At 67.8% G+C, this 20,723-nt stretch carries 16 protein-coding genes, 1 tRNA gene and 1 rRNA gene; 7 read left to right on the forward strand and 11 right to left on the reverse strand.

Going from position 1 to position 20,723, the window contains the following annotated elements; translation table 11 throughout:
- The 7 genes from ACO1BU_RS30770 to hflX all read right to left on the reverse strand — a co-directional run.
- A 16S ribosomal RNA gene (locus ACO1BU_RS30770) occupies positions 1-124 on the reverse strand; the annotation flags it as partial.
- A gap of 81 nt (positions 125-205) precedes the next feature.
- Positions 206-415 (reverse strand): hypothetical protein, encoded by a 210-nt coding sequence (locus ACO1BU_RS30775; protein WP_424139773.1) that lies wholly within the window; start codon positions 413-415, stop codon positions 206-208.
- Positions 416-761: 346 nt separating this feature from the next.
- Entirely contained in the window at positions 762-3,233 is a 2,472-nt protein-coding gene (locus ACO1BU_RS30780) for a helicase-related protein (RefSeq protein ID WP_424139774.1), read from the reverse strand.
- Between the two features lie 83 nt (positions 3,234-3,316).
- A complete protein-coding gene (locus tag ACO1BU_RS30785) occupies positions 3,317-3,586 on the reverse strand; it encodes a hypothetical protein (protein ID WP_424139775.1) in 270 nt (89 codons plus the stop codon).
- Positions 3,587-3,686: 100 nt separating this feature from the next.
- On the reverse strand, positions 3,687-5,192 hold the full coding sequence (locus ACO1BU_RS30790; RefSeq protein WP_424139776.1) for a GH3 family acyl-acid amido synthetase: 1,506 nt from the start codon (positions 5,190-5,192) through the stop codon (positions 3,687-3,689).
- On the reverse strand, positions 5,189-7,309 hold the full coding sequence (locus tag ACO1BU_RS30795; RefSeq protein ID WP_424139777.1) for a penicillin acylase family protein: 2,121 nt from the start codon (positions 7,307-7,309) through the stop codon (positions 5,189-5,191). Before ACO1BU_RS30795 ends, ACO1BU_RS30790 begins: the two co-directional genes overlap by 4 nt.
- Before the next feature lie 120 nt (positions 7,310-7,429).
- Positions 7,430-8,686, reverse strand: coding sequence for a GTPase HflX (hflX, locus tag ACO1BU_RS30800; protein ID WP_424139778.1), 1,257 nt, complete (start codon positions 8,684-8,686; stop codon positions 7,430-7,432).
- A 494-nt stretch (positions 8,687-9,180) separates the two neighbouring features.
- On the opposite strand from hflX, the gene ACO1BU_RS30805 reads away from it, so the two are divergent.
- From ACO1BU_RS30805 to ACO1BU_RS30825, 5 genes are all read left to right on the forward strand, one after another.
- Positions 9,181-10,029 carry a MaoC/PaaZ C-terminal domain-containing protein gene (locus ACO1BU_RS30805; protein ID WP_424139779.1) on the forward strand — a complete coding sequence of 283 codons (849 nt, stop codon included), beginning with the start codon at positions 9,181-9,183 and terminating at the stop codon, positions 10,027-10,029.
- Between the two features lie 182 nt (positions 10,030-10,211).
- Positions 10,212-11,384 (forward strand): thiolase domain-containing protein, encoded by a 1,173-nt coding sequence (locus ACO1BU_RS30810; RefSeq protein WP_424139780.1) that lies wholly within the window; start codon positions 10,212-10,214, stop codon positions 11,382-11,384.
- A 5-nt stretch (positions 11,385-11,389) separates the two neighbouring features.
- Positions 11,390-11,788: a Zn-ribbon domain-containing OB-fold protein gene (locus ACO1BU_RS30815; protein WP_424139781.1), complete on the forward strand. Its 399-nt coding sequence runs from the start codon at positions 11,390-11,392 to the stop codon at positions 11,786-11,788.
- A gap of 14 nt (positions 11,789-11,802) precedes the next feature.
- Entirely contained in the window at positions 11,803-12,717 is a 915-nt protein-coding gene (locus ACO1BU_RS30820) for an SDR family NAD(P)-dependent oxidoreductase (protein WP_424139782.1), read from the forward strand.
- A 71-nt stretch (positions 12,718-12,788) separates the two neighbouring features.
- Positions 12,789-14,006: an ABC transporter substrate-binding protein gene (locus tag ACO1BU_RS30825; RefSeq protein WP_424139783.1), complete on the forward strand. Its 1,218-nt coding sequence runs from the start codon at positions 12,789-12,791 to the stop codon at positions 14,004-14,006.
- Between the two features lie 47 nt (positions 14,007-14,053).
- Here the strand turns inward: ACO1BU_RS30825 and ACO1BU_RS30830 are convergent, their stop codons facing one another.
- From ACO1BU_RS30830 to ACO1BU_RS30840, 3 genes are all read right to left on the reverse strand, one after another.
- On the reverse strand, positions 14,054-15,055 hold the full coding sequence (locus ACO1BU_RS30830) for a Bug family tripartite tricarboxylate transporter substrate binding protein (protein ID WP_424139784.1): 1,002 nt from the start codon (positions 15,053-15,055) through the stop codon (positions 14,054-14,056).
- Positions 15,056-15,150: 95 nt separating this feature from the next.
- The gene (locus tag ACO1BU_RS30835; RefSeq protein WP_424139785.1) at positions 15,151-15,954 is read right to left on the reverse strand and encodes an IclR family transcriptional regulator; all 804 of its coding nucleotides are present in this window, start codon (positions 15,952-15,954) and stop codon (positions 15,151-15,153) included.
- Positions 15,955-16,038: 84 nt separating this feature from the next.
- Positions 16,039-16,986, reverse strand: coding sequence for an NAD(P)H-dependent flavin oxidoreductase (locus ACO1BU_RS30840; RefSeq protein WP_424139786.1), 948 nt, complete (start codon positions 16,984-16,986; stop codon positions 16,039-16,041).
- Positions 16,987-17,404: 418 nt separating this feature from the next.
- Between ACO1BU_RS30840 and ACO1BU_RS30845 the strand changes: the two genes are divergently transcribed.
- Both ACO1BU_RS30845 and ACO1BU_RS30850 read left to right on the forward strand, forming a co-directional pair.
- Entirely contained in the window at positions 17,405-19,252 is a 1,848-nt protein-coding gene (locus ACO1BU_RS30845) for a serine/threonine-protein kinase (protein ID WP_424139787.1), read from the forward strand.
- Positions 19,253-19,260: 8 nt separating this feature from the next.
- Entirely contained in the window at positions 19,261-20,463 is a 1,203-nt protein-coding gene (locus ACO1BU_RS30850) for a hypothetical protein (RefSeq protein WP_424139788.1), read from the forward strand.
- 152 nt (positions 20,464-20,615) lie between these two features.
- Here the strand turns inward: ACO1BU_RS30850 and ACO1BU_RS30855 are convergent.
- A tRNA-Met gene (locus tag ACO1BU_RS30855) sits at positions 20,616-20,692 on the reverse strand.
- Positions 20,693-20,723 lie beyond the last annotated feature (31 nt).

A 20,723-nucleotide genomic window follows, 5' to 3' on the forward strand; every position in this document is an offset into this window, starting at 1 on the left:
TCTGGACATGTTCCTACGCGTTACTCACCCGTCCGCCACTGATGGCCGAAACCACCCGTGCGACTTGCATGTGTTAAGCATGCCGCCAGCGTTCGCTCTGAGCCAGGATCAAACTCTCAAGTTCATCACACCTTGCCGAACCAAAGTCCGACACGGCGGATGCTCATTGACCAGGGCTCCGCTCACCATTCTCGACGCAGTCTCGCTAATCGCTTCCATCCACACCCGAGGCGCGGAACGGAAGTATCAGCGTATCTTCCAAAAGACCGATGCGATTTTGAATGAACAACCCACCAGCATGCAGCCGCGAAGATCGCGGCGTCACGCTATCAGGATACTCCACATCTCTGCAGAGGCGATCCCGCGCCAAAGACGCAAAGATCAAGAACAGCACCAAAGACGTCACCTCGACCACCCCGCTTCGCCCGAGGGCGCCGCCAAGTGGCCGGAAAGAACGTCCGCGTTGCTGCGGGGCGCCGATTTAGTCCCTCGCCGAAGCCGGCGCAAGAACTTTTTTCGACCATCCGGTGAAAGCAAACCGCCTTACCGGGAGACCTGAAATGGTGCCGAAAAGCCCCACTTCAAGACCCGGCGGACCGGGCTCCCGGAGAGGAGATCACCTCGCCGTGTGGGCGTTCAATTGGGCCTTTTCGGCCGGTGCCGCAAGCCCAATTCTGCAAGTTTCCGCCCTGAGAACGACTAGACCCGGGTCGGCGGAATGGGTGCTCCACGGTTCCAGGATGGCATCATGGTGGAGGGCGTCACATGGATTTGGCCGGGCCGGACTTTCCGCGTCGGGGCGCCTTGCCCGACGGCGCCTCGCCCCGCACTGGGCGCCGCCTTCCCTTCCGCTGGGCCGGCGCGCTCGCACCTCCGGAGACGGCACGGGCCCGGCCGGTGGGGCTTGCGGATAGCACTGCCTCGATCCACTCGTTCAGACGCCGGCTTTCGGCCATCGCCTCTTCGAGGTCCCGGTAAGCCACAGGATAGCGCAGCGCCATCCAACGCCAGGCAACGAGCCGCCGGTGCACCCGTTCGGCGAGTTGAAGCGCTGTCTGGTCCGCGCGATCCGGCGGAGGCAGGCGGCCGGCACGGGGCGGTGGCACTGCCTGGCCCAGCGCATGCAGCACCGCCCAGTCTGCCAGCCGCTCGATGCCTTCGTCCCGCTCATCCACTGGGCACAGGGCATAGGTCCAGCGGTCCAGCAGTGAGAGTTCCCGCACACCATCCACCGCCGCGGCGATGGCCAGTTGCGTCGATAGATCGCCGAGGCGGTAGTTGGGGTCGTCGCGCCGCAGCACGGCGCGCTCGATGCGGCGCAAGGTGCCGAACAGGCTGTCCGTCCCCATCTCGGCCGCAACTGCAGCAACGATCTCGGCGTCGGGTGCCACGGGTGGGCGCAGATCTTTGGGGGCCTCCGGCGCCGCCTTCAGAGCGCGGGCGATCTCGGCCGGGTCACCCCCACCTTGGAGCACCGCGACGATCCCCTCCGCATGCTCCCCTCCGAAACGCCCGGCACGGCCGCCGATCTGCTTGATTTCCTGGACCGAAAGAGGGCGGTCTTCCTTCCCGTCATATTTGGTCAGGGCAGAGAACACGACGCGCCGCAGGGGACCGATATTCAGCCCCATGCCGATCGCATCGGTCGCCACCAGCACCTCCGCCTCCCCCTCGCGGAAGCGCCGGGCCTCGGCGCGCCGCACCGTCGGGCCGAGCGCGCCGTAAACCACGGCCACGGTCCGGCCCCGCCGCAGCAGCTCGGCCCGCAGCGCGAAGACCTCCCGGCGGGAGAAGGCGATCACGGCGTCGCCGCGCCCGATTTCGGAGAGCGGTACCGGGTCCGGCGCCGCGGTCAGCGGCCCCATGCGCTCCAGCCGCACCTCCTCCAATGGATCGCCGCAGAGGGTCGCGATCCGCCGGATCATCGGCGCCGCATCCGGCGCGCCGAGCAGGATTACCTGCCGCGCCGGCACGCCCATGATGGCGGCGGTCCAGGCCGCTCCCCGCTCGGGATCGGCGAGCATCTGCACTTCGTCGATCACGGCCACGTCCACCGGGTTCTGGAACGGGCACATCTCCACCGTCGCGGCGGTATGGCGGCTGCCCGGAACGCGGATGCGCTCCTCACCGGTCGAAAGCGAGGTCGGCACGCCGCGCGCCTCGAGCGCCTCCCGGTACTCATGCGCGAGCAGCCGCAGCGGCCCCAGGGCAATCCCGCTCTCGGCTTCCGAAAGCCGGGACAGGCCGAAATAAGTCTTTCCGGAATTGGTTGGCCCGAGGCAGGCGATGATCCGCCGGTCCAGCGCACGGGCCGTCGCGAAATGGCCGGCATAGCGGTCCAGCCCGGCAATACGCGCCACTGCGGCATTGCTGATTCGCCTCGTCTCGCCGCGGGTCTCGCGCGGCTCGGCTGGCCGTTCCCCGGCATCGGCCCGGCGCCAGGTATCGACCTCGCCCCGCAGCGCCTCCAGCGCGGCAGGATCGAATTCGGGCTCCTGTACCATCCGGCTGCCGCGGCGGACCGCCACGCGGCGTGCCACCGGCACGATCCCGGCCCGGATCCAGCGATGGGCCTCGTCCCGCGTGCAGCCCAGCAAGGAGGGAACCGCCTCCGCGCCAACCAGCGAGCTTTCCCACTCCTTGAGCCGCCGCTCCTCTGCAGCCCGGGTCTCGCGCGCGGCGCGCGCCGCGCTGCGCCGCTCCTCTCGCCGCAGGCGCTCGGCCTCGACCGCGCGACGGGCGAAAGCCACGCCGTCCGGCCCGGCCATGCCGAAGGCTTCGGCCACCAGCGTGGCGCAGTGCCCGACGGCTTCCAGGCTGGACTCGCCGCCCGGCCTCTTCGGCAGGTTCTCGACCGCCGCGGCGAGGGCCGATTGCGGACTGCCATAACCGCCGAGCCGCGCCACCACAGCCTCACGCAGCGCCCGAAGCAGATCGGCGTCCCGGGCCTCCGGGTCCGTCATGCTGGCGACAGCGACATCCAGATCGTCGGCACGGGCCGGCAGGGCCTCGACGCCTCTGGCCTGGGCGGCCAGGCGTTCGCGCCAGGCCGGCCGCCGGATTTCGACCAATGCGTCGCGCAGGGCCTCATCGGAAACCGGCGGTGCCTGGCCGATCCGCTTTAACAGCGGCTGGATCTCTTGCGGAAGCACCGCCAGACCGGCGGCCTGCGCCGCGTCCCGAATGGCCTGCGCCGCGTCGGCGGCGGGCTGCTTCGTCTCTGTCTCGTCCATCTGACCTCCTCGGGTGGCCATCTCGCGCCCGGGCGGTCCTGCCGCCTTTGGAATACCCGCTATCGATGGCCGGCGGAATCGCCCTAGGGCACGCCTTCGGGATCGGGCTCGCTGCCTGGCTGCCGGCCACGCCATTGGCGGAGCATCGCCCGGAAGCGGTCCCGGCCCTCCTCCGCATCCGCCTTCGCCAGTTCTTCCATGAAGACCTGCCTTTGTGCCTCGCCCAGGGATTGCAGCAGGCCCTGCTGATCCTCCGGCAGGCTGTCCAACTCCCCGCCTCCTCGGCGGTGCTGGGCGACGGAATGCGCCAGGTTCCGCAGTGCCTCCCGTTTCTCGTCCGGCAAGTCAGCCATCTCCGCCTCCTCTGCCTGTTCGGTGCTAACGCCGCCCGCAGGGCGTGGTTATCGCCAAACAAGCAGGGCTGGCACGGCCCTGTTGTCCCATGCACCTCGCTCAAGCTTCGCCTTGCAGCAACTCCTCGAAGGGCCGCTCGTCCTGCACGACGCGCGGGACCTTGTTCTGGCCACCTAGCTTCCCGCGGCGACGCATCCAGTCCGCGAAGCGTCCTGGCGGGACGAAATGCACCAGTGGCGGCGCGAGCCGCCCATATTGCCGGTCATCCCCGAAATTCGCGTTGCTCCGCCGCAGGGCCTCGTCCAGCAACTGGCTGAACCGCTCCGGGTCGGCCGGCCCCGCGCATTCGGCTGCCAGTTGATGGGCGGGCGAGCGGCCCTCGCGCGGAAAGCGCGGCCCGAAGGTGAATTCTCCGATCTCCACGCCAAGCGCACGGGCGGCACCGAGAACGGCTTCCTCGATCTGCTCGCCCGTCAGGTGCTCGCCGAAGGCGTTCAGGAAGTAGGAGATGCGGCCGGAAACCAGCAGCCGGGGCGGGTTCTGATCCACGAGCCGCACGGTGTCGCCCAGAACATAGGACCACAACCCGGCATTCGTCGAAAGGATCAGGGCGTAGTCCTGCCCCAGCTCCGCATTGCCGACCCAGTGGCGCGTGGGACTGGCGGCGTCGATCTCCCCGGTGGGAACGAACTCGAAGAAGATGCCGTTATCGACCAGCAGCCGCATCCCCTCCCCCGGCCCCCGGTCCGCCACTGCCACGAAGCCTTCGCTGGCCGGGTAGACCTCGCGCAGCTCCGCCCGGCCGCCGGCCAGAAGCCGCTCGAACTGAGGGCGGAAGGGATCGAAGCGGACCCCGCCATGCACGAGGAGCTCAAGCTCCGGAAACAGCGCGCTCAGCCGCCGGTCCTCACTTCCGGCTCTTTCGAAGAGCCGGTCAAACAGCACCAGCAACCAGGTCGGCGTGCCGCCGATGATGCGAAGATCCTCCCGCAGCGCCACCTCGGCGATGCGCTCCGCCTTGCGATCCCAGTCCGGGATCAGGGCGATGTCCGGTGGCGGAAAGAGCCGTGCCCTCGCCCACCAGGGCACTTCCCGCTGCGCGATCCCCGACAGGTCGCCCTCCTCCACCCCGGGCGCGAGGGCGGTCAGGTCGGTGCTGCCGCCCAGCATCAGGCTCTTGCCACGCAGCACCCGGCTCTGCGGGCGGTGCTGGAGGTGATGGGTCAGCAGGTCGAGCGTCGCGCGCCGGTTCGCCCGCGCCATCGCGCGGGTGACCGGGATGTGCTTGGTCCGTGCGCTGCTGGTGCCGGAACTCAGTGCGTAATAGGGAATGGTCCCCGGCCAGATCCGGTTCCGGACCACCGGGAAATGCGGCCCGATCCAGTCGCGCCAGAATTCGTCGAAGCGCCGCAGCGGCACGGCTGATTGATAATCCGCCACCGTCCGGATCTGCGCGAAGCCGTGCGCCCGGCCGAAATCGGTCGAGGCTGCCATGCAGAGCAGATGCGCCAGCACCCGTTCCTGGGCGCGCACGGGATCCATGCGCCGCAGCCGGGCCAGCCGTCCCGCGGCGTAGAAGCGGAGCAGATCCGTTGCGTCGGTCATCGAGGGCGCAGCGGGGTCTGGTGGCGGAAGGTCCGGGCGGCCGCCTCGGGTGAGAGCGGCACCTGAACCGGCTCCTCGCGGAGCCAGGGATCGAGCTGGTCGAGCATCGTATCGCTTCCTAGCCAGCCATCCTGCCCACCGAGCAGCGTCACATGGTTTGCGTCCTGATCAGCCAGGTCGAAGGCATAGCGCGCGATGGAGCCATAGGCTGCGCCATGCGGGCCGGTGACGGCTCCATGGGCGGTTTTCATCAGGCTGTCCGTGGTGCCCGCGACTGGCTGGTCCACCAGACGGAAGCGGCGGCCCAGAACGGGGAGCGCGCCGAAAGGATGCTGCAGCCGCAGCCGGTGCACGCGGCCCCAGGATCGGTGGAGCCGGAAGCGGATCGCGGCGCGGCGGAGCGCCCGGCGCAGGGCTCTGGCGAAGGCGTCCTCCGGCCTGCTTCTGAAATCCTCTACCAGTAGGTCGCGCCGGCTCCAGACCACGGCATAGGCGATCCGGCGGGTTGGCGAGTGCAGGGCCAGGCCCAGTGCCCCGAGGAGGAGCTCGAAGGCGAGCGCCCCCTGCGAGCCTTTCCCATAGGTGCCGTCCCATTCGCGAAGGGCCCGGACCAGCGGTCGCTCGGCACGGCCCTGCGATAACAGAGCCTCGATGCGCCGCAGCAGCAGGTCGCGCAGCGGCAGTGCCCGGGACACGGCCACATCCGTCTGCAAACGGGCAGCATCCGCGAGGCGAAAGCGAGGGTGATCGCGGATCAGCTGGGCCAGCCGCTCCGCCCGGTCGGGCGGGGAGAAGAAAAGGCCGATCGGCACGGGCGACCCATCTGGCCGGTCATTGGCCGAAACGACGAAGCCGCTGGCCGGATCCAGCTCGCGCGGCAGATCCGCGCCGGTGATCAGGTCCTTCCAGGCACCCAGCCCCTTCTGTGGCGCGACCAGCCCGGGCACCAGGCCGGAATCGCGCCGGGGCAGATGAGCGGCCGTCACTTTGCCTATCCGCCCACCCGCCTCGGCCAGCACGAAATTCTGGCCGGGCACCGCCAGGCCCGCGGTCGCCTCCATCGCCTCGGACAGGGTCCGGGCCGCGTTCAGGTGCAGCAGGGCGGTCAGCTCATCCGTCGCCTCATGCCCGACCCAGCGGAAGGCATGCACCCCGCCTCGCCCGGGCATCGTGTCTTCGAGCACGGGGCCGAAGCGCGTCTCCCGGAAGCAGGCGGTGACCGGCTTGCCGCCCCGCACCCGGATGATTTCCGTCCGCACCGGAACACCCTCCAGCTCGGCGGCTTCCAGGGCGAAGAGGTCGCTGCTCATTGCGTGCAGGTTCGTGCCGCCCCATGCCAGATGGGGCGACCGGCCGATCGCCGCCGCCGGCACACCCGGCAGCATCAGCCCGCAGAGATGGAAGCGCGGCGAGCGGCAGGCGATGGTGATCCAGACATTGGGAACGGTAATCGGCAGATGCGGATCCCCGCCAAGCACCGGCGCGCCGCCCTGCGTGCGCCCGGGCCCCACGGCCCAGGCATTGCTGCCCGAGCGGGCCGCGGCCACGACCTGCGCCAACGCCTCCTGCGGCTCTGTCCCCACCGCCGCGCCCGTGCCGTATTGCATGAGCTGGCGCCAGAGATCCGGCCATTCCTCAGCCTCCTGGAGGTCGAGAAGGCGGCGGTAGAGGGGCCAGTTCACATCGGCGGAAAGCAGCCGGCCCAGCCGCAGTACATCCGCCACGCTCCAGGGCTCCGGCTCCAGTGCGAGGATGCGGCATTCGAGCGGCCGCGCAGGCGCGGTGGCCAGCACATGATTCACCCCGGCGACGAAGCCCTCCGCCCAGTCGCGGGTCTCCTTCGGCAGTCCCCGTTCGATCACCGGCACGGCCCGGCCGATATCCAGCCCGCGCAGCGCCCGGTCGATCGCCACGCCGGCCGGACCGATCATCTCAGCCACGCGGCCCTGGGATACCCGGCGGAGGATTTCCATTTGGGCAAGGCGCAGATGCGCATGCACCACACCCAGGCCGACCGCGAGGTCCCGGTCGCTTTCGGCGGTGATGAAGGGGATGTGCCGGTCGCTCCAGCCGATTCCGACGGGCTGCCGCACCGGAGCGCCGGCGGTGGGCACCATGGCGAGCCGCTCGCGCAGCCCCAGCCGAGGTGCCCTGCCTGCCCTGAGTACAGCGCCGGCCAGGAGCAGCCCCGATCGAAGAATGGACGGTGAGATCACCGGTAGCGCGGCGAAGCTGCCCTAGCCCGCCGAAGGTCCGTGCTCGAAGCGCGCGCGGTCACGCGGCAGAAGGCGGACCGTCACATGGATGGCCTCGTCCTGGTCGTTCCGCCCGACCACCTCTCCATGCTCATAGAGCCAGGCGAGCTGCGCGCCGTCCGAGGTCGGGATGTCGTAGCCCACGGTGACCATACCCTCCGATATCCTGGTGTCGATCACCTCGGCCAAACGCGACAGCCCCTCTCCGGTTAGCGCGGAGACCGCCACTGCCCCAGGCCGGGCCGAAACCTGATCCACACCGCCGAGGAGATCGGCCTTGTTCAACACCTCGATGGTGTGGCCCATCCATTCAGGCTCCAGCGTGCCGTCCTTCTCCATGGATTCGAGCACCGAGACCACGCTGGCGCGCTGCGCCTCCGTATCGGGACGCGAGATGTCGCGGACATGGAGAATGATGTCAGCCTCGACGACCTCCTCCAGCGTGGCGCGGAAGGCGGCCACCAGCTCTGTCGGCAGCTCGCTGATGAAGCCGACCGTGTCGGAGAGGATGACGCGACGGCCGGAGGGCAGGCGCAGACCGCGCAGCGTCGGGTCCAGCGTGGCGAAGAGCTGGTTCTCGGCGAAGACGCCCGCGCCGGTGAGCTTATTGAACAGGGTGGACTTGCCGGCATTGGTGTAGCCGACCAGGGCGATCACGGGGAACGGCACGCGGCGCCGGGCCTCGCGATGCAGGCCGCGGGTGCGGCGGACCTCCTCCAGCTCATGCCGCAGCCGCGCGATGCGCTCACCGATCAGGCGGCGGTCCGCCTCGATCTGTGTCTCGCCAGGGCCGCCCAGGAAGCCGAAGCCGCCGCGCTGGCGCCCCAGATGCGTCCAGGAGCGGACAAGGCGGCTGCGCTGGTACTGCAGATGCGCCAGCTCCACCTGCAGTGCGCCTTCCCGCGTGCGGGCGCGCTCCCCGAAAATGTCGAGGATCAGCCCGGTCCGGTCAATCACCTTGCAGCGCCAGGCCTGTTCTAGGTTCCGCTGCTGCACCGGCGACAAGGCCGCATCGACGATGGCCAGCCCGACCGACTGCGCCGTGATTGCCTGCCCGAGCGCCGCCACCTGTCCCTCGCCCATCAGGGTGGAGGGACGGGTCGCGCGGAGCGGCACGACCTGGGTGTGCACGACCTCCAGTTCTATGGCCTTCGCGAGCTCGACCGCCTCGGCTAGGCGAGCCTCAGCGTTTCCGCCATCCGCACTGCGGCTCCAGGGCAGAATGACGGCCGTGCGCATCGGGGCGTTCCCGGTCGGGATGCTTCCCTGTCCATCGGCCCGGGTCGGGGGGTTCGCACTGGCGGCCATGGCAACCTCGGTTTGATGAGGAGGGGATAACGCGCGGGATGCCAGCCAGATGACAGGAAGGCGTCGGACGCTCCCGCCGCGGCGGGGCATGGCGCATAGGCGAACCGGAAGTATCCGGCAGCATCATAGGCTAAACCCACCTTCCGCGGCGGCGACGCAGCAGGCCCCAGCATGTTCGGGAGGGCCGATCCCGAAGGCGGGTACCTGATCGGGAAAGCCATTCAGAATGTTGAATGGCCTGCCGAAGCTGGCTAGCCTCCTGCCAGGCTGCCAAGGCCGGCACAGAGGAGGAGAGCGGCGGGACCGTGGGGCGATAGAACGCTCCCGCCGCCCGGGTCAGGAATGAAGGCATCGCCACTCACCAAAGCCCGCGCCATGGTGCTGACGCGCTTGATCGAGGCGCCCGGCGCTGCGGAGCCTGCGGCGTGATCGAATACGAGACCCTGAGGAACTTCCCCATCCCCGAGATGCGCCAGCGCGTCACGCCGCGCGACGCGGTCTTTTACGCCCTATCCGTGGGGCTCGGTCAGGACCCGATGGACCAGCGGCAGCTCGACTTCGTCGATGCGCATCGCCGGCTGCGCGTGCTTCCCTCCATGGCCGTGGTGCTGGGCCATCCCGGCTTCTGGCTGGCCAACCCCGCCACAGGGGTCGATGCCGTGCGGCTGGTGCATGGGGAACAAACCATCACCCTGCACCACCCCTTGCCGGCGGAGGGCGAGATCATCGGCCGCACCCGCGTGACCGGCCTGGTGGACAAGGGCGAGGGCAAGGGCGCGCTGCTCTATTCCGAGAAGGAGATCCGGGATGCAGCCACCGGAACGCTGCTTGCCACGACGGGAAGCACGACCTTCCTGCGGGGCGATGGCGGCTTTGGCGGCCCCTCCGGCCCCGTGAAGCCACCGAACCCCATGCCGGATACTCCGCCCGATATGATCCTGGATCTGCCGACGCGGCCGGAGCAGGCGCTGTATTACCGGCTGAACGGCGACGACAACCCGCTGCACGCCGACCCGAAGGTGGCGGAGCGGGCCGGCTTTCCACGGCCGATCCTGCACGGGCTCTGCACTCTGGGGGTGGTGGCGCATGCGCTGCTGCGCGTCCTGGGAAATTACGAGCCTGCCTCGATGAAGAGCCTGTCGCTGCGCTTCTCCGCCCCTGTCTTTCCGGGGGAGACCATCCGCACGGAAATCTGGCGGAACGGCGCTTTCCGCGCCCGCGCGGTGGAGCGCGATGTCGTGGTGGTGAACAACGGCGCGGCAGTCTTCGCATGAGCGCCACACCGGCAGCCCGGGCCGCTCCCCTCCAGCAGGTTCAGGGGATTCAGGATATTGCGGTTTGCGGGCCGGCGGCTCCAGGGCCGAGCCTTCGCGAAGGAAGTCATGCTTCTGGCCACGATTGCGGTGGCGAGCCGCGTGGTGGTGGAACAACACGGAACCAGCGGGAGATCTGACGCTTGAGCATCCGAGGAAAGGCCTGCATCGTCGGGGCCTACGAGCATCCGACGCGCAAGGCCGAGGATAAAAGTACGGCGCAGCTCCATGCCGAGGTGGCGCTGGGCGCGTTGCGGGATGCGGGCCTGACCCGCGCTGATGTGGATGGCTATTTCTGCGCCGGTGACGCGCCAGGCATGGGGCCGCTCAGCATGGCCGATTACCTCGGCCTGAACCGGCTGCGGCATGTGGATTCTACTGATATCGGCGGCAGCTCCTACCTGCTGCATGTCGCCCATGCGGCGGAGGCGATCGCGCTGGGCAAGTGCAGCGTCGCGCTGATCACCCTCGCTGGGCGGCCCCGCTCGGAAGGCGTGGCCACCGGCACGGCGCCGCGCGCCGGCAACCCCGCGCAGCCGGATGTGCAGTTCGAATATCCCTATGGCGCCGCCATCGCGAACATGTACGCCATGTGCGCCAAGCGCCACATGTATGAGTATGGCACCACGTCCGAGCAGCTCGCCTGGATCAAGGTGGCGGCCAGCCATCACGCGCAGCACAACGAACATGCGATGCTGCGCAAGGTCGTCACGGTGGAGGATGTGCTGAACTCCCCGATGGTGGCCGATCCACTGCACCGGCTGGATTGTTGCGTCATCAGCGATGGCGGTGGTGCGCTGGTTGTGGCGCGGCCTGAGATTGCCCGTTCCCTGAAGCGCCCGGTGGTGACCCTGCGCGGCGCGGGCGAGGCGGTGAAGCACCAGATGGGCGGCCAGGTCGACCTGACCTATTCCGGCGCTCGCTTCTCCGGCCCCCGCGCCTTCGAGGAGGCGGGGGTCACGCCCGCCGACATCAAATATGCCAGCATTTATGACAGCTTCACCATCACCGTGTTGATGCAGCTGGAGGATCTCGGCTTCTGCGAGAAGGGCCAGGGCGGGCGCTTCGTCGCCGATGGCAACCTGATCAGCGGCGTAGGCAAGCTGCCCTTCAACACGGATGGCGGCGGGCTGTGCAACAATCACCCGGCCAATCGCGGCGGCATGACCAAGGTGATCGAGGCGGTTCGGCAATTGCGTGGCGAAGCGCATCCGGCCGTGCAGGTGAAGAATTGCGACCTGGCACTCGCCCATGGAACGGGCGGATCGCTCGGCACCAGGCATGGCAGCGCCACGTTGGTGCTGGAAAGGGAGTGATGGCGATGAGCGAAGCCCTTCCGCGGCGCGTGCCGCCCTCCCCCACGCCCGATCCCTCCACCCGCGCCTTCTGGGAAGCGGTGCGCGAGGGCAAGCTGCTGATCGGCCGCAACACGAAGACCGGCAAGACGCATTACCCGCCCCGCCCCATCTGCCCCTTCGATGACGAGGGCGAGGTGGAATACGTGCCCGTCAGCGGTACCGGCACGATTTATACCTACAGCATCATGCGGGCGAAGACGCCCTATGTGATCGCCTATGTGGAGCTGGCCGAGGGCCCGCGCATCATGACCAATATCGTGGATTGCGACCCCGAGGCGCTGCAGGTCGGGCAGAAGGTTCGCCTGACCTTCGTGCCTAGCGAGGGTGACGGCCAGCCCATCCCCATGTTCACCCCTGCCTGAGAGGAAGCCCGGACATGCCCATGCTGGAGGGAAAAGTCGCGATCGTCACCGGTGCGGGCGGCGGAATCGGGCGGGAGATCGCGCTGGCCATGGCGATGGCCGGCGCGAAGGTCGTGGTCAATGATATCGGCGCCTCCCTGACGGGGATTGGGGAGACCTCCGCCACCCCTGGCGAGCAGACCAAGGCCATCATCGAGCAGCGCGGCGGCGCGGCGGTGACCAACACCGACAGCGTGGCGGACTGGGAGAGCGCGAAGCGCATCGTCGCCAGCGCGATCGATGCCTTCGGCCGCGTGGACATCGTGGTCAATAATGCCGGCATCCTGCGGGACCAGATCTTCCACAAGATGACGCCGGAGGAATGGCGGGCGGTCATCGACGTCCATCTGAACGGCAGCTTCTACGTCTCCCGCGCCGCGGCAGAGCATTTCCGGGCACAGGGATCGGGTGCCTATGTGCATATGACCTCCACCTCCGGCCTGATCGGCAATTTCGGCCAGGCGAACTATTCGGCGGCGAAGCTGGGGATCGCGGCCCTGTCCAAATCCATCGCGCTGGACATGCAGCGCTTCGGCGTGCGCTCCAACTGCATCGCCCCCTTCGCCTGGAGCCGCATGACCAGTTCCATCCCGGCCGAGACGCCGGAGCAAAAGGCGCGGGTGGAGAAGCTGAAGCAGATGACGCCGGAGAAGAACGCGCCGCTGGCGGTCTTCCTGGCGAGCGACGCGGCGAAGGACGTGACCGGCCAGATCTTCGCTGCCCGCAACAACGAGATTTTCCTGTTCAGCCAGCCACGCCCAGTCCGCAGCACCCATCGCGGAGAGGGCTGGACGCCGGAGTTGATCGCCGAGCAGGCCATGCCCGCGCTGCGGGCCCAGTTCCTGCCGCTGGATCGCAGCCCTGACGTCTTTTCCTGGGATCCGGTCTAGGCGGAGATCGCACAAACGGCTGGGGCATAGCGGCCGGACAAGAACGACATATCACAGGGAGACGAAGGAAGATGGTCCAGCGCAGGCATCTTCTCGCGGGGGTGGCGGCCGTGCCCTTCACCTTCGCTGCCGCAAGGGCCCAGGCCCAGCCGATCCGCCTCGGCGTACTCGGCGACTTTTCTGGGCCGTACCGGCACCTCTCCGGCCCCACCGCCGTGGCCTGCGTGCGCCAGGCCGTGGAGGATTCTGGCATCCTCCAGCGCGGCATCGCGGTGGAGGTGGTGCAGGCTGATCACCAGCAGAAGGCGGATGTCGGCCTGACCATCACCCGCGAATGGTTCGACCGGGGCGGCGTGGATGTGGTTCTGGAGGTGAACAATTCCTCCATCGCCCTCGCCCTGAACGGGCTGGTGCGGGAGAAGGACAAGATTCACCTCAATACCGGCGCCGCCACCTCGGAGCTGACGGCCCGCGCCTGCAGCCCGAACACAATCCACTGGACCTATGACACCTATATGCTCGCCCGATCCTCGGGCGTGGCCACGGTGCAGGCCGGTGCCGACACCTTCTTCGTCATCGCCGCCGACATGGCCTTTGGCCACCAGATGGAGCGCGACGTCACCAGATTCGTGGAGGCCGGGGGCGGCAAGGTTGTTGGCGCCGTGCGCCATCCCTTCCCCGGTACCACGGATTTCTCCTCCTTCCTCGTGCAGGCACAGCGGAGCCGCGCGAAGGTGGTGGCCTTTGCCAATGCGGGTGCCGATTTCATCAATTGCGTGAAGCAGGCGCATGAGTTCGGGCTGGTCACGCGCGGGCAAAAGCTGCTGGGCACCATCGCCTTCGTCAATGACGTGAAGTCACTGGGTCTGGACACGGCCAAGGGCCTGTTGCTGACCGAAAGCTTCTACTGGGACCTGAACGACCGCACCCGCGCCTTCACGCGGCGCGTACTGCCGAAAACGCCCGACAACTATCCAAACCAGACCCATGCCGGGAATTACTCGGCCGTGATCCATTACCTGAAGGCGGTGGCGGAGCTGGGCGCCACGCGAGCCAAGGCCTCAGGGCGGGAAGTGGTAGAGGTTATGCGCCGGATGCCCACGGATGACGATGCTTTCGGCGCCGGCAGCATCCGCGCCGATGGGCGCCACCTGCATGACGTGCATCTGTTCGAGGCGAAGGCGCCGTCCGAGTCCAAGGGCCCTTGGGACCTGCTGAAGCTGGTCCGCACGACGCCAGCCGTGGAAGCCTTTCGCCCTCTGTCCGAAGGTGGCTGCTCCCTGGCCTGAGGCCACGGCCCACCAGATGCCGATGGGCCGCGGCAGGGAAGCCGTCCCTACCCGATATCCATCTGCAGCCCCTCCCGCCGCAGGACCGTGCCCCATTTCTCGGTCTCCGCCGCCACGAAGGCGGCGTATTCGGCGGGCGTGCCATAGGCCGGTACGCCGCCCATCTCGGCGAAGCGCTGCCTGGTCGCGGGCAGCTCGAGCAGCGCCTTGATCTCCTGGTTCAGCGCGATCACGGCCGGTTCCGGCGTGCCGGCGGGCAGGAAGGCGCCGAACCAGGTGATCACATCATAGGGCGCCAGCTCCGGCATGGTCTCGCGGATGGCTGGCAGGTCCGGAAGCTGCGGGTTGCGATCCGCGCTGGTCACCCCCAGCGCGCGGACCCGCCCGGCGCGGATCTGCTCCACTGCGCTGGTCAGGTTGTCGAACATGAACTGCACATCCCCCGCCACCAGGCCGAGCATGGCCGGGCCGGCCCCGCGGTAGTGGACCGCTGTCGCCCGGGTTCCCGTAAGCTGGTGGAACCAGACTCCGGAGAGATGCGGCGACTGGCCGGGTCCCGCGGTCCCGTAATTCAGCCGCCCGGGATTGTCCCGCACATAACGCACGAAGTCCGGCACGCTGCGCACGGGCACGGAGGGATGCACAACCAGCACATTCGGCCCGCGGATCATGTTGGACACCGGCAGCAACTGCTCCGGCCGGTAGCTCAGGCCGCGGAAGAGTGAATAGGCGATAGCCTGCGGGCCGACATTGCCGATCAGCACGGTGTGACCATCGGGCTTGGCGCGCACAACCTCCGCCGTGCCCAGCGTGCCGCCCGCGCCGGAGCGGTTGTCCACCACGGCAGGCTGTCCCCATCGCTCTTGCAGGAAGGGCGCAAGAAGCCGGCCCATGATGTCAGTCGTGCCACCGGCGGCAGCTGGAACGACGATACGGATAGGCTGGGTCGGTCTCCACCCCGTCTCGGCACGCAGGATGGCCGGGGCCGACAATCCGCCCAGCAGCAGCGCCCCGCAACGCAGCACGGAACGGCGATCGAAGCCATTCATGGTCATCCCTCCTCCCGCGGCCGACCTGTACCGGCGGTCCGCGCAGGAGCGATCCTGCGTCAGGCCGCCCGAGGAGTCATTCCAAATCGGAATTACTATCCCGCCTTCGGAAGCGCCGCGCGGGGGAAAAGAGCCTTGCCGGTCTGCTCCGCCAACTCCCGCAACTCCTCGCCCAAACGAGGGAAAATGTCAGGGTCATGCTGGGCCGCGATGGTGATACCGCTCAGGCCGAAGCGTGGCTGGCCTTTCTGATCCGTCACCAGCGCCGCGATGGTAATCAACCCGCGATAGAGCTGCCCCTGATCAATGCTCCAGCCGCGCTCCCGCGCCGCGCGCACATCGGCAGCATAGCTGTCGAAGCTGGGAGGCGACTGCCAGCGCAGGGCAGCGAAGCGGCGCCGCAGCTCGCCTTCGGTAATGTCCAGCGTGGCAGCGACGCAACGGCCCACCGCGCCGATCAACATCGGCAGTCGCATGCCCGCCGGCATCTCCACACGGACCGCAGTGGGGCAGTAGGCATGCTCGGTCAGGATGATGTGGCCATCCTCTGTGACGCGCCAGAGGACGACCGGCATCTCGTACTTCAGCGCCAGACGCTGCAATTCCGGCCGGATCAGCTCGGCGTGGCTGACGCCCAGAAAGCCGGCGGCCAGCTCCGCCACGCCCAGCCCCAGCGCATAGGTCTTGTCGGCTTCGCGGAAGGAGACGAAGCGGGTGCGCGCCAGAGTCCGCAGGATGTTGAAACAGGTGCTGACACTGATACCGGTGCCACGCGCGATGGCGGCGACACCGAGCGGCGCAGGTGCTGTGGAGAGATATTTCAGGATGCCGATGGCATGGACGACGGCGCCCACGTCGCGCTGTCCCGTCACCTGCTGTTCCAAAGGGGAGGAACCCACGCCTGTCCAGCCTCCCGATCCAGCATACCGCCCAACTTATTCGAGTTGGTGATGTCCGCAAGCAGGAGCGGGCGGGCCGGATGCTTAGTTTGCCACCTTGGCCATCGCAGCCACTTCCGGCGCAGCTGCGCGGTACTCCGCCGCCAGTCGGGCGCAAAGCTCGGCAGCGCCAGGCAGATCCTCGATGGCGCCCACCCCCTGCCCAGCCGACCAGACATTCTTCCAGGGCCGCTTCTCATGCTCCGCCACATTCAGCGGCGTCGCCTCATCCAGCCGGTCGGGATCGAGCCCGGCGGCGGCGATGCTCGCGCGCAGAAAGTTGCCCTTCACGCCACTGATTGCCGATGTGTAGATGATGTCCTTCGCACGCGCCTCCAGCACCATGCGTTTGTATTCGGGCGCTGCCATGCTCTCCTTCGTGGCAACGAAGCGCGTGCCGACATAGGCAAGATCGGCTCCCATCAGCCGCGCCGCCATCACCTGCCGTCCGTTGCCGATCGCGCCGGCCAGCAGCAGCGTGCCCTGGAAGATGCTGCGCAGCTCCGGCAGGAAGGCGAAGGGATTGAGTGTGCCGGCATGGCCGCCCGCGCCCGCGCAAACCGCTATCAATCCATCCACCCCGGCCTCGGCCGCCTTCGCCGCGTGGCGCATGTTGATCACGTCATGGAAAATCAGGCCTCCATAGCCATGCACGGCATCCACCACTTCCTGCACTGCACCGAGCGAGGTGATGACCAGCGGCACGCGATGTGCAACAGTGGCGGCGAGATCAGCGTCCAGCCGCTTATTGCTGCGGTGGACAATCAGATTCACGCCGAAAGGCGCCGCCTGCGGATGCGGCGCGAGGCGCGCGACGATCTCCTCCAGCCAAGCGACATAGCCTTCGGTGCTGCGCTGGTTCAGTGCGGGAAAGGTGCCGACCATGCCACCGCGGCAGGTTTCGACGACCAGGTCCGGACCTGAGACGAGGAAGAGCGGCGCGGCCACAGCCGGTAGTGCCAGCCGACCTTCGAGGCGTGCAGGAATGGGCATCGGCGTCAGGTTCTCCCGGTCATAAGGCCGAAGGCATAGCATCTGCAGCGCGGCACGCGATGAGCCCCGAGCCAGGGCGGCCGCTTCGGCTTGATACTCAGCGCCACAAGGATCCGGGCGGTATCGCTCGACGGGCATTGGCCCCCAAACGATTGATCTCCGGTCCAATTGCCAGCTTTCGTGCAGTTGGGATCAAAAGCCGGTGAAATGGGCATCGGCTGGGGAACCCGTCCTGACGGCCTCCTTGCCTGGGGGTGGTCTGCTCAGTAGAGCCGGGGGCTGGGCCCGGGCCTGGTTTCATCCGTCGTGTCCGGCAACGCTGTTCCTGAACAGGCACGGCGAGAAGGCCCGTATTCGAAACCGTGCTGCGGGCGCATTCAGATCACGCCGAATGTCCGGCTTGATGGAGGGAGGCTCCTTGGCGGAGATAGCAGGCAGGTACGAGCTACGCGGGCCGTTGGGCGAGACGGAAGGAGGAGCGGTCTTCAAGGCGTATGACCGCATGCTCGACCGGCTGGTCGCGGTGAAGCTGTTCGAACTGCCCTTGCCGGATAGCGCGGCCAATGCCGACGCGATCACGCGCTTCCGCACCGGTGCCAAAGCTGGCGCCAAGCTCTCTCATCCCTATATCGTCCCGGTCTTCGACTATGGCGAAACAGCGAATCACGCATGGATCGTGATGGAGCTGGTCGACGGTGCATCGCTCCGGGAAATTCTCAACCATGGCGAGCGCTACACCCTGCCAGCCATCCTGCGGTTGATGGAGCAGGTTCTCTCTGCGCTTGCTTATGCGCATGAGAACGGCGTGGTCCACCGTGGCGTGAAGCCCGGCAACATCATGATCACGACCAATTCGATGACCAAGGAGACAACCGCGCGACTGACTGATTTTGGCATCGGGCGAATGGAGGACCGGGCCATCACGGCTGTGGGCTCCGGGCACGGCACGCCTGCCTACATGGCGCCCGAACAGTTCGGCGGGCCGGTCGACCACCGTGCTGATCTTTGGGCCGCAGGTGCCGTCTTCTATGAATTGCTCACAGGGCAGGCGCCGTTCGAGGGCGATTATCGAGCGGTCTGCCTGAAGATCACCACGATCGACCCGGAGCCGCCGTCACAGATCACGCCGCTGCCGCCGGCGGTCGACGCCGTCGTGGCCAGGGCCATGACGAAGCCCCCCGACGGCCGGTTCCAATCGGCAGCAGAGTTCGTCGCGGCGCTGCGCGTCCTGCGGCCGTTGACCACCCCGGCCGAAGCCACCATCCGGCAGCCCCCCCTACAGCCGCAGCCACAGCCACAGCCACAGCCACAGCCACAGCAGGAGGCACAACCTCGACCTGTGCTGACGCCAGGCCGGCCGGCGAGGCCGATGCCGAAGAGAGAGGAAGCCGTCGGTGACCTCGCAGAGGATCTTCCGGAAGAGCTGCCGGAGGAGCCTGCGGGGGGCCGCTTCCGGCGCCCACTCTATTGGGCCGTGGGAGCTGGTCTCGGCGTCTGCGCCCTTGTTGCGGTCGCGGTGCTCCTGAACGGAGAGCTTCTCCCGGCGCCACAGCCTTTGCCTTCCCTTCCCCCAACCGCGATGACGCCTGCGCCCCAGCCCGGGCAGACACCCGCCGCGGCCCCCGCACCGCTCTTCGAGCGGGCCGCAGCGGCTGTGCGTCGGATGGATTGCGCCCTGCTGGCGGTCGAGGCAGACGACCGCCACCTTGCGGTGCGTGGCGTGCTGCGGGACAGCGCCGCCAATGTTCTGAGGGGCACGATCGACGCCTTTGGACTGCCGCCGGGAAGCGTCCAGCTCGATCTCCAGACCTTCGATGCCGATCTCTGCCAAGTGCTCCAGACCGTCCGCCCGGTTGCCGTGCAGGGTGACGCTTTGCCGAACCTGGCCCTGATCAGCCCCGATCCGCTGCCTGCCGGGCAAAATTTGCGCTTCCGCGTGCAAACCCCGGGCCGACCTACCTACTTGCATGTCCTCTTCTTTGGGGCGGCCGGACAGGTGGGCAACATGGTGCAATCGGACAGGCCGCTCGCTCCTTCCTCCAGCCTGGATTTCGGCGAGCCCTACTGGACTGCGGCCGCGCCCTACGGAACCGGGCTGCTGGTCGCCATCACCTCGGACAGCGTGCTCTATACGAAGCAGCGCCCGGCCGTCGAGACGCCCGCCGATGCGCTTGATGCGTTGTCCTTCGCGATCCAGTCGGCGCAGCACAGGGGCGAACGTATCGAGGCACGGGTCATCACCGCCACTTCCGCCCCCCCGTCATAGGAGTCGATATGCGCGCCTTCGCCGGGGCCACCCTCGCCTCAATCCTCATGGCCTCTACCGCTCAAGCGCAGTTCACGCTTGCGCCGCCTCAGCCGAGCCCGTCTCCATCGCCGCCCGCTTCCGTCGAGGCGAGCCCGCCCGTCGCTACTCCGCAGGAGAGGCCCGAGGCGCGCCAGAGCCAAGACGAGGTGCGACGTCAGCAAATTCAGGACGAGTCGCGGCAACGACGCGAGGAAAGGCGCCAGCAGGCGCAGGAGGAAGCGCGGCAGCGGCGCGAGGAGGCCCGCCAGCGGTTGGAGGAGATCCGTCGGCGGCAGGCGTCGGAGCACCGCGGCGGGGATGCCGTGGCCCAGGAGCCATCGGAGGACAGCGAGCGCTTGACTATCCAGGCCGGTGTTCCGGGCATGCTAATCGATCCGGACAGCCACTGTGCCGTGTATGTGCCGGGCGCGCCACGGGGCGCCGGCGTGCGTTGGTCCGGTGCGTGTCGCAACGGGCTTGCCAGTGGTCCGGGCGAGTATCTGCTTCTGGTGGCTGGCCAGACCGTATCGAACACGCAGGGTAACTTCGCCGAAGGCCGGATTAACGGGCCTGGCGTACGGATCATGGCCAACGGTGACCTGTATGAGGGCGAGTTCCGCGACGGACGCGCCAATGGCCGGGGTACGCTGCAGTTCCGCGGTTCGAATGGCGGCACCTATGAGGGGGACTTCCGTGACGACCTGCCGAACGGGCGGGGCGTGCGGACCTGGCGCAACGGCGCACGTTATATGGGCCAGTGGGTGGCCGGGGTCCGGCAAGGCACGGGCACGATGAATTATGGCAATGGCACCAGCTACACCGGCGGGTGGCGCAACGACCAGCGCAGCGGCACCGGTGTAATGAACTATGGAGGCGGCACTACCTACGAGGGCGGCTGGGCCAATGATCAGCGGAACGGCACAGGCACCTACCGCGTGGTCAGCCCGAACGGCGTTACCGCGGTCTATTCCGGCGAGTGGCGTAACGACATGCGCAATGGCATCGGATCAGAAGTGTTCCCGGGCAACAACATTCGTATCGACGGCTACTTCCTGAACGATAAGCCACATGGCCGTGTGGTTTACACCAGCAACGGAGACCGCTTCGAAGGTGAGATCTATGACGGCTGTCTCCGGACCCGTGGGCGGGTGATGCGCGTCATCAATGACGGAGGGGGGGAATGCCGGTAACGTGCGGCAGCGGCGGTGGGTATTGGATGCCCGTTGTCTCACCAAAGACCAGAGCCGCTGACCGCAACGCCACGGCGGCTCGATCGGGCATGCGCAAGCACAAACGCCCCGCCTTTGTAGGGCGGGGCGTTTGTGCTGGGCCGTCGTAAACTTGGATGCGGGGACAGGATTTGAACCTGTGACCTTCAGGTTATGAGCCTGACGAGCTACCGGGCTGCTCCACCCCGCGATGGTCGGGTTTTCTTGGGGTGAAAACCCGT

Source organism: Roseomonas chloroacetimidivorans (genome assembly GCF_049629625.1).
GTDB classification, from domain to species: domain Bacteria; phylum Pseudomonadota; class Alphaproteobacteria; order Acetobacterales; family Acetobacteraceae; genus Roseomonas; species Roseomonas chloroacetimidivorans.

What these genes read in the sequence shown, in the direction of transcription:
- ACO1BU_RS30780 (WP_424139774.1), bottom strand. Translation starts at nt 3,233, where the DNA reads ATGGACGAGACAGAGACGAAGCAGCCCGCCGCCGACGCGGCGCAGGCC.
- ACO1BU_RS30785 (WP_424139775.1), bottom strand. Translation starts at nt 3,586, where the DNA reads ATGGCTGACTTGCCGGACGAGAAACGGGAGGCACTGCGGAACCTGGCG.
- ACO1BU_RS30790 (WP_424139776.1), bottom strand. Translation starts at nt 5,192, where the DNA reads ATGACCGACGCAACGGATCTGCTCCGCTTCTACGCCGCGGGACGGCTG.
- ACO1BU_RS30795 (WP_424139777.1), bottom strand. Translation starts at nt 7,309, where the DNA reads ATGGTGCCCACCGCCGGCGCTCCGGTGCGGCAGCCCGTCGGAATCGGC.
- hflX (WP_424139778.1), bottom strand. Translation starts at nt 8,686, where the DNA reads ATGCGCACGGCCGTCATTCTGCCCTGGAGCCGCAGTGCGGATGGCGGA.
- ACO1BU_RS30815 (WP_424139781.1), top strand. Translation starts at nt 11,390, where the DNA reads ATGAGCGAAGCCCTTCCGCGGCGCGTGCCGCCCTCCCCCACGCCCGAT.
- ACO1BU_RS30820 (WP_424139782.1), top strand. Translation starts at nt 11,803, where the DNA reads ATGCCCATGCTGGAGGGAAAAGTCGCGATCGTCACCGGTGCGGGCGGC.
- ACO1BU_RS30825 (WP_424139783.1), top strand. Translation starts at nt 12,789, where the DNA reads ATGGTCCAGCGCAGGCATCTTCTCGCGGGGGTGGCGGCCGTGCCCTTC.
- ACO1BU_RS30830 (WP_424139784.1), bottom strand. Translation starts at nt 15,055, where the DNA reads ATGAATGGCTTCGATCGCCGTTCCGTGCTGCGTTGCGGGGCGCTGCTG.
- ACO1BU_RS30840 (WP_424139786.1), bottom strand. Translation starts at nt 16,986, where the DNA reads ATGCCCATTCCTGCACGCCTCGAAGGTCGGCTGGCACTACCGGCTGTG.
- ACO1BU_RS30850 (WP_424139788.1), top strand. Translation starts at nt 19,261, where the DNA reads ATGCGCGCCTTCGCCGGGGCCACCCTCGCCTCAATCCTCATGGCCTCT.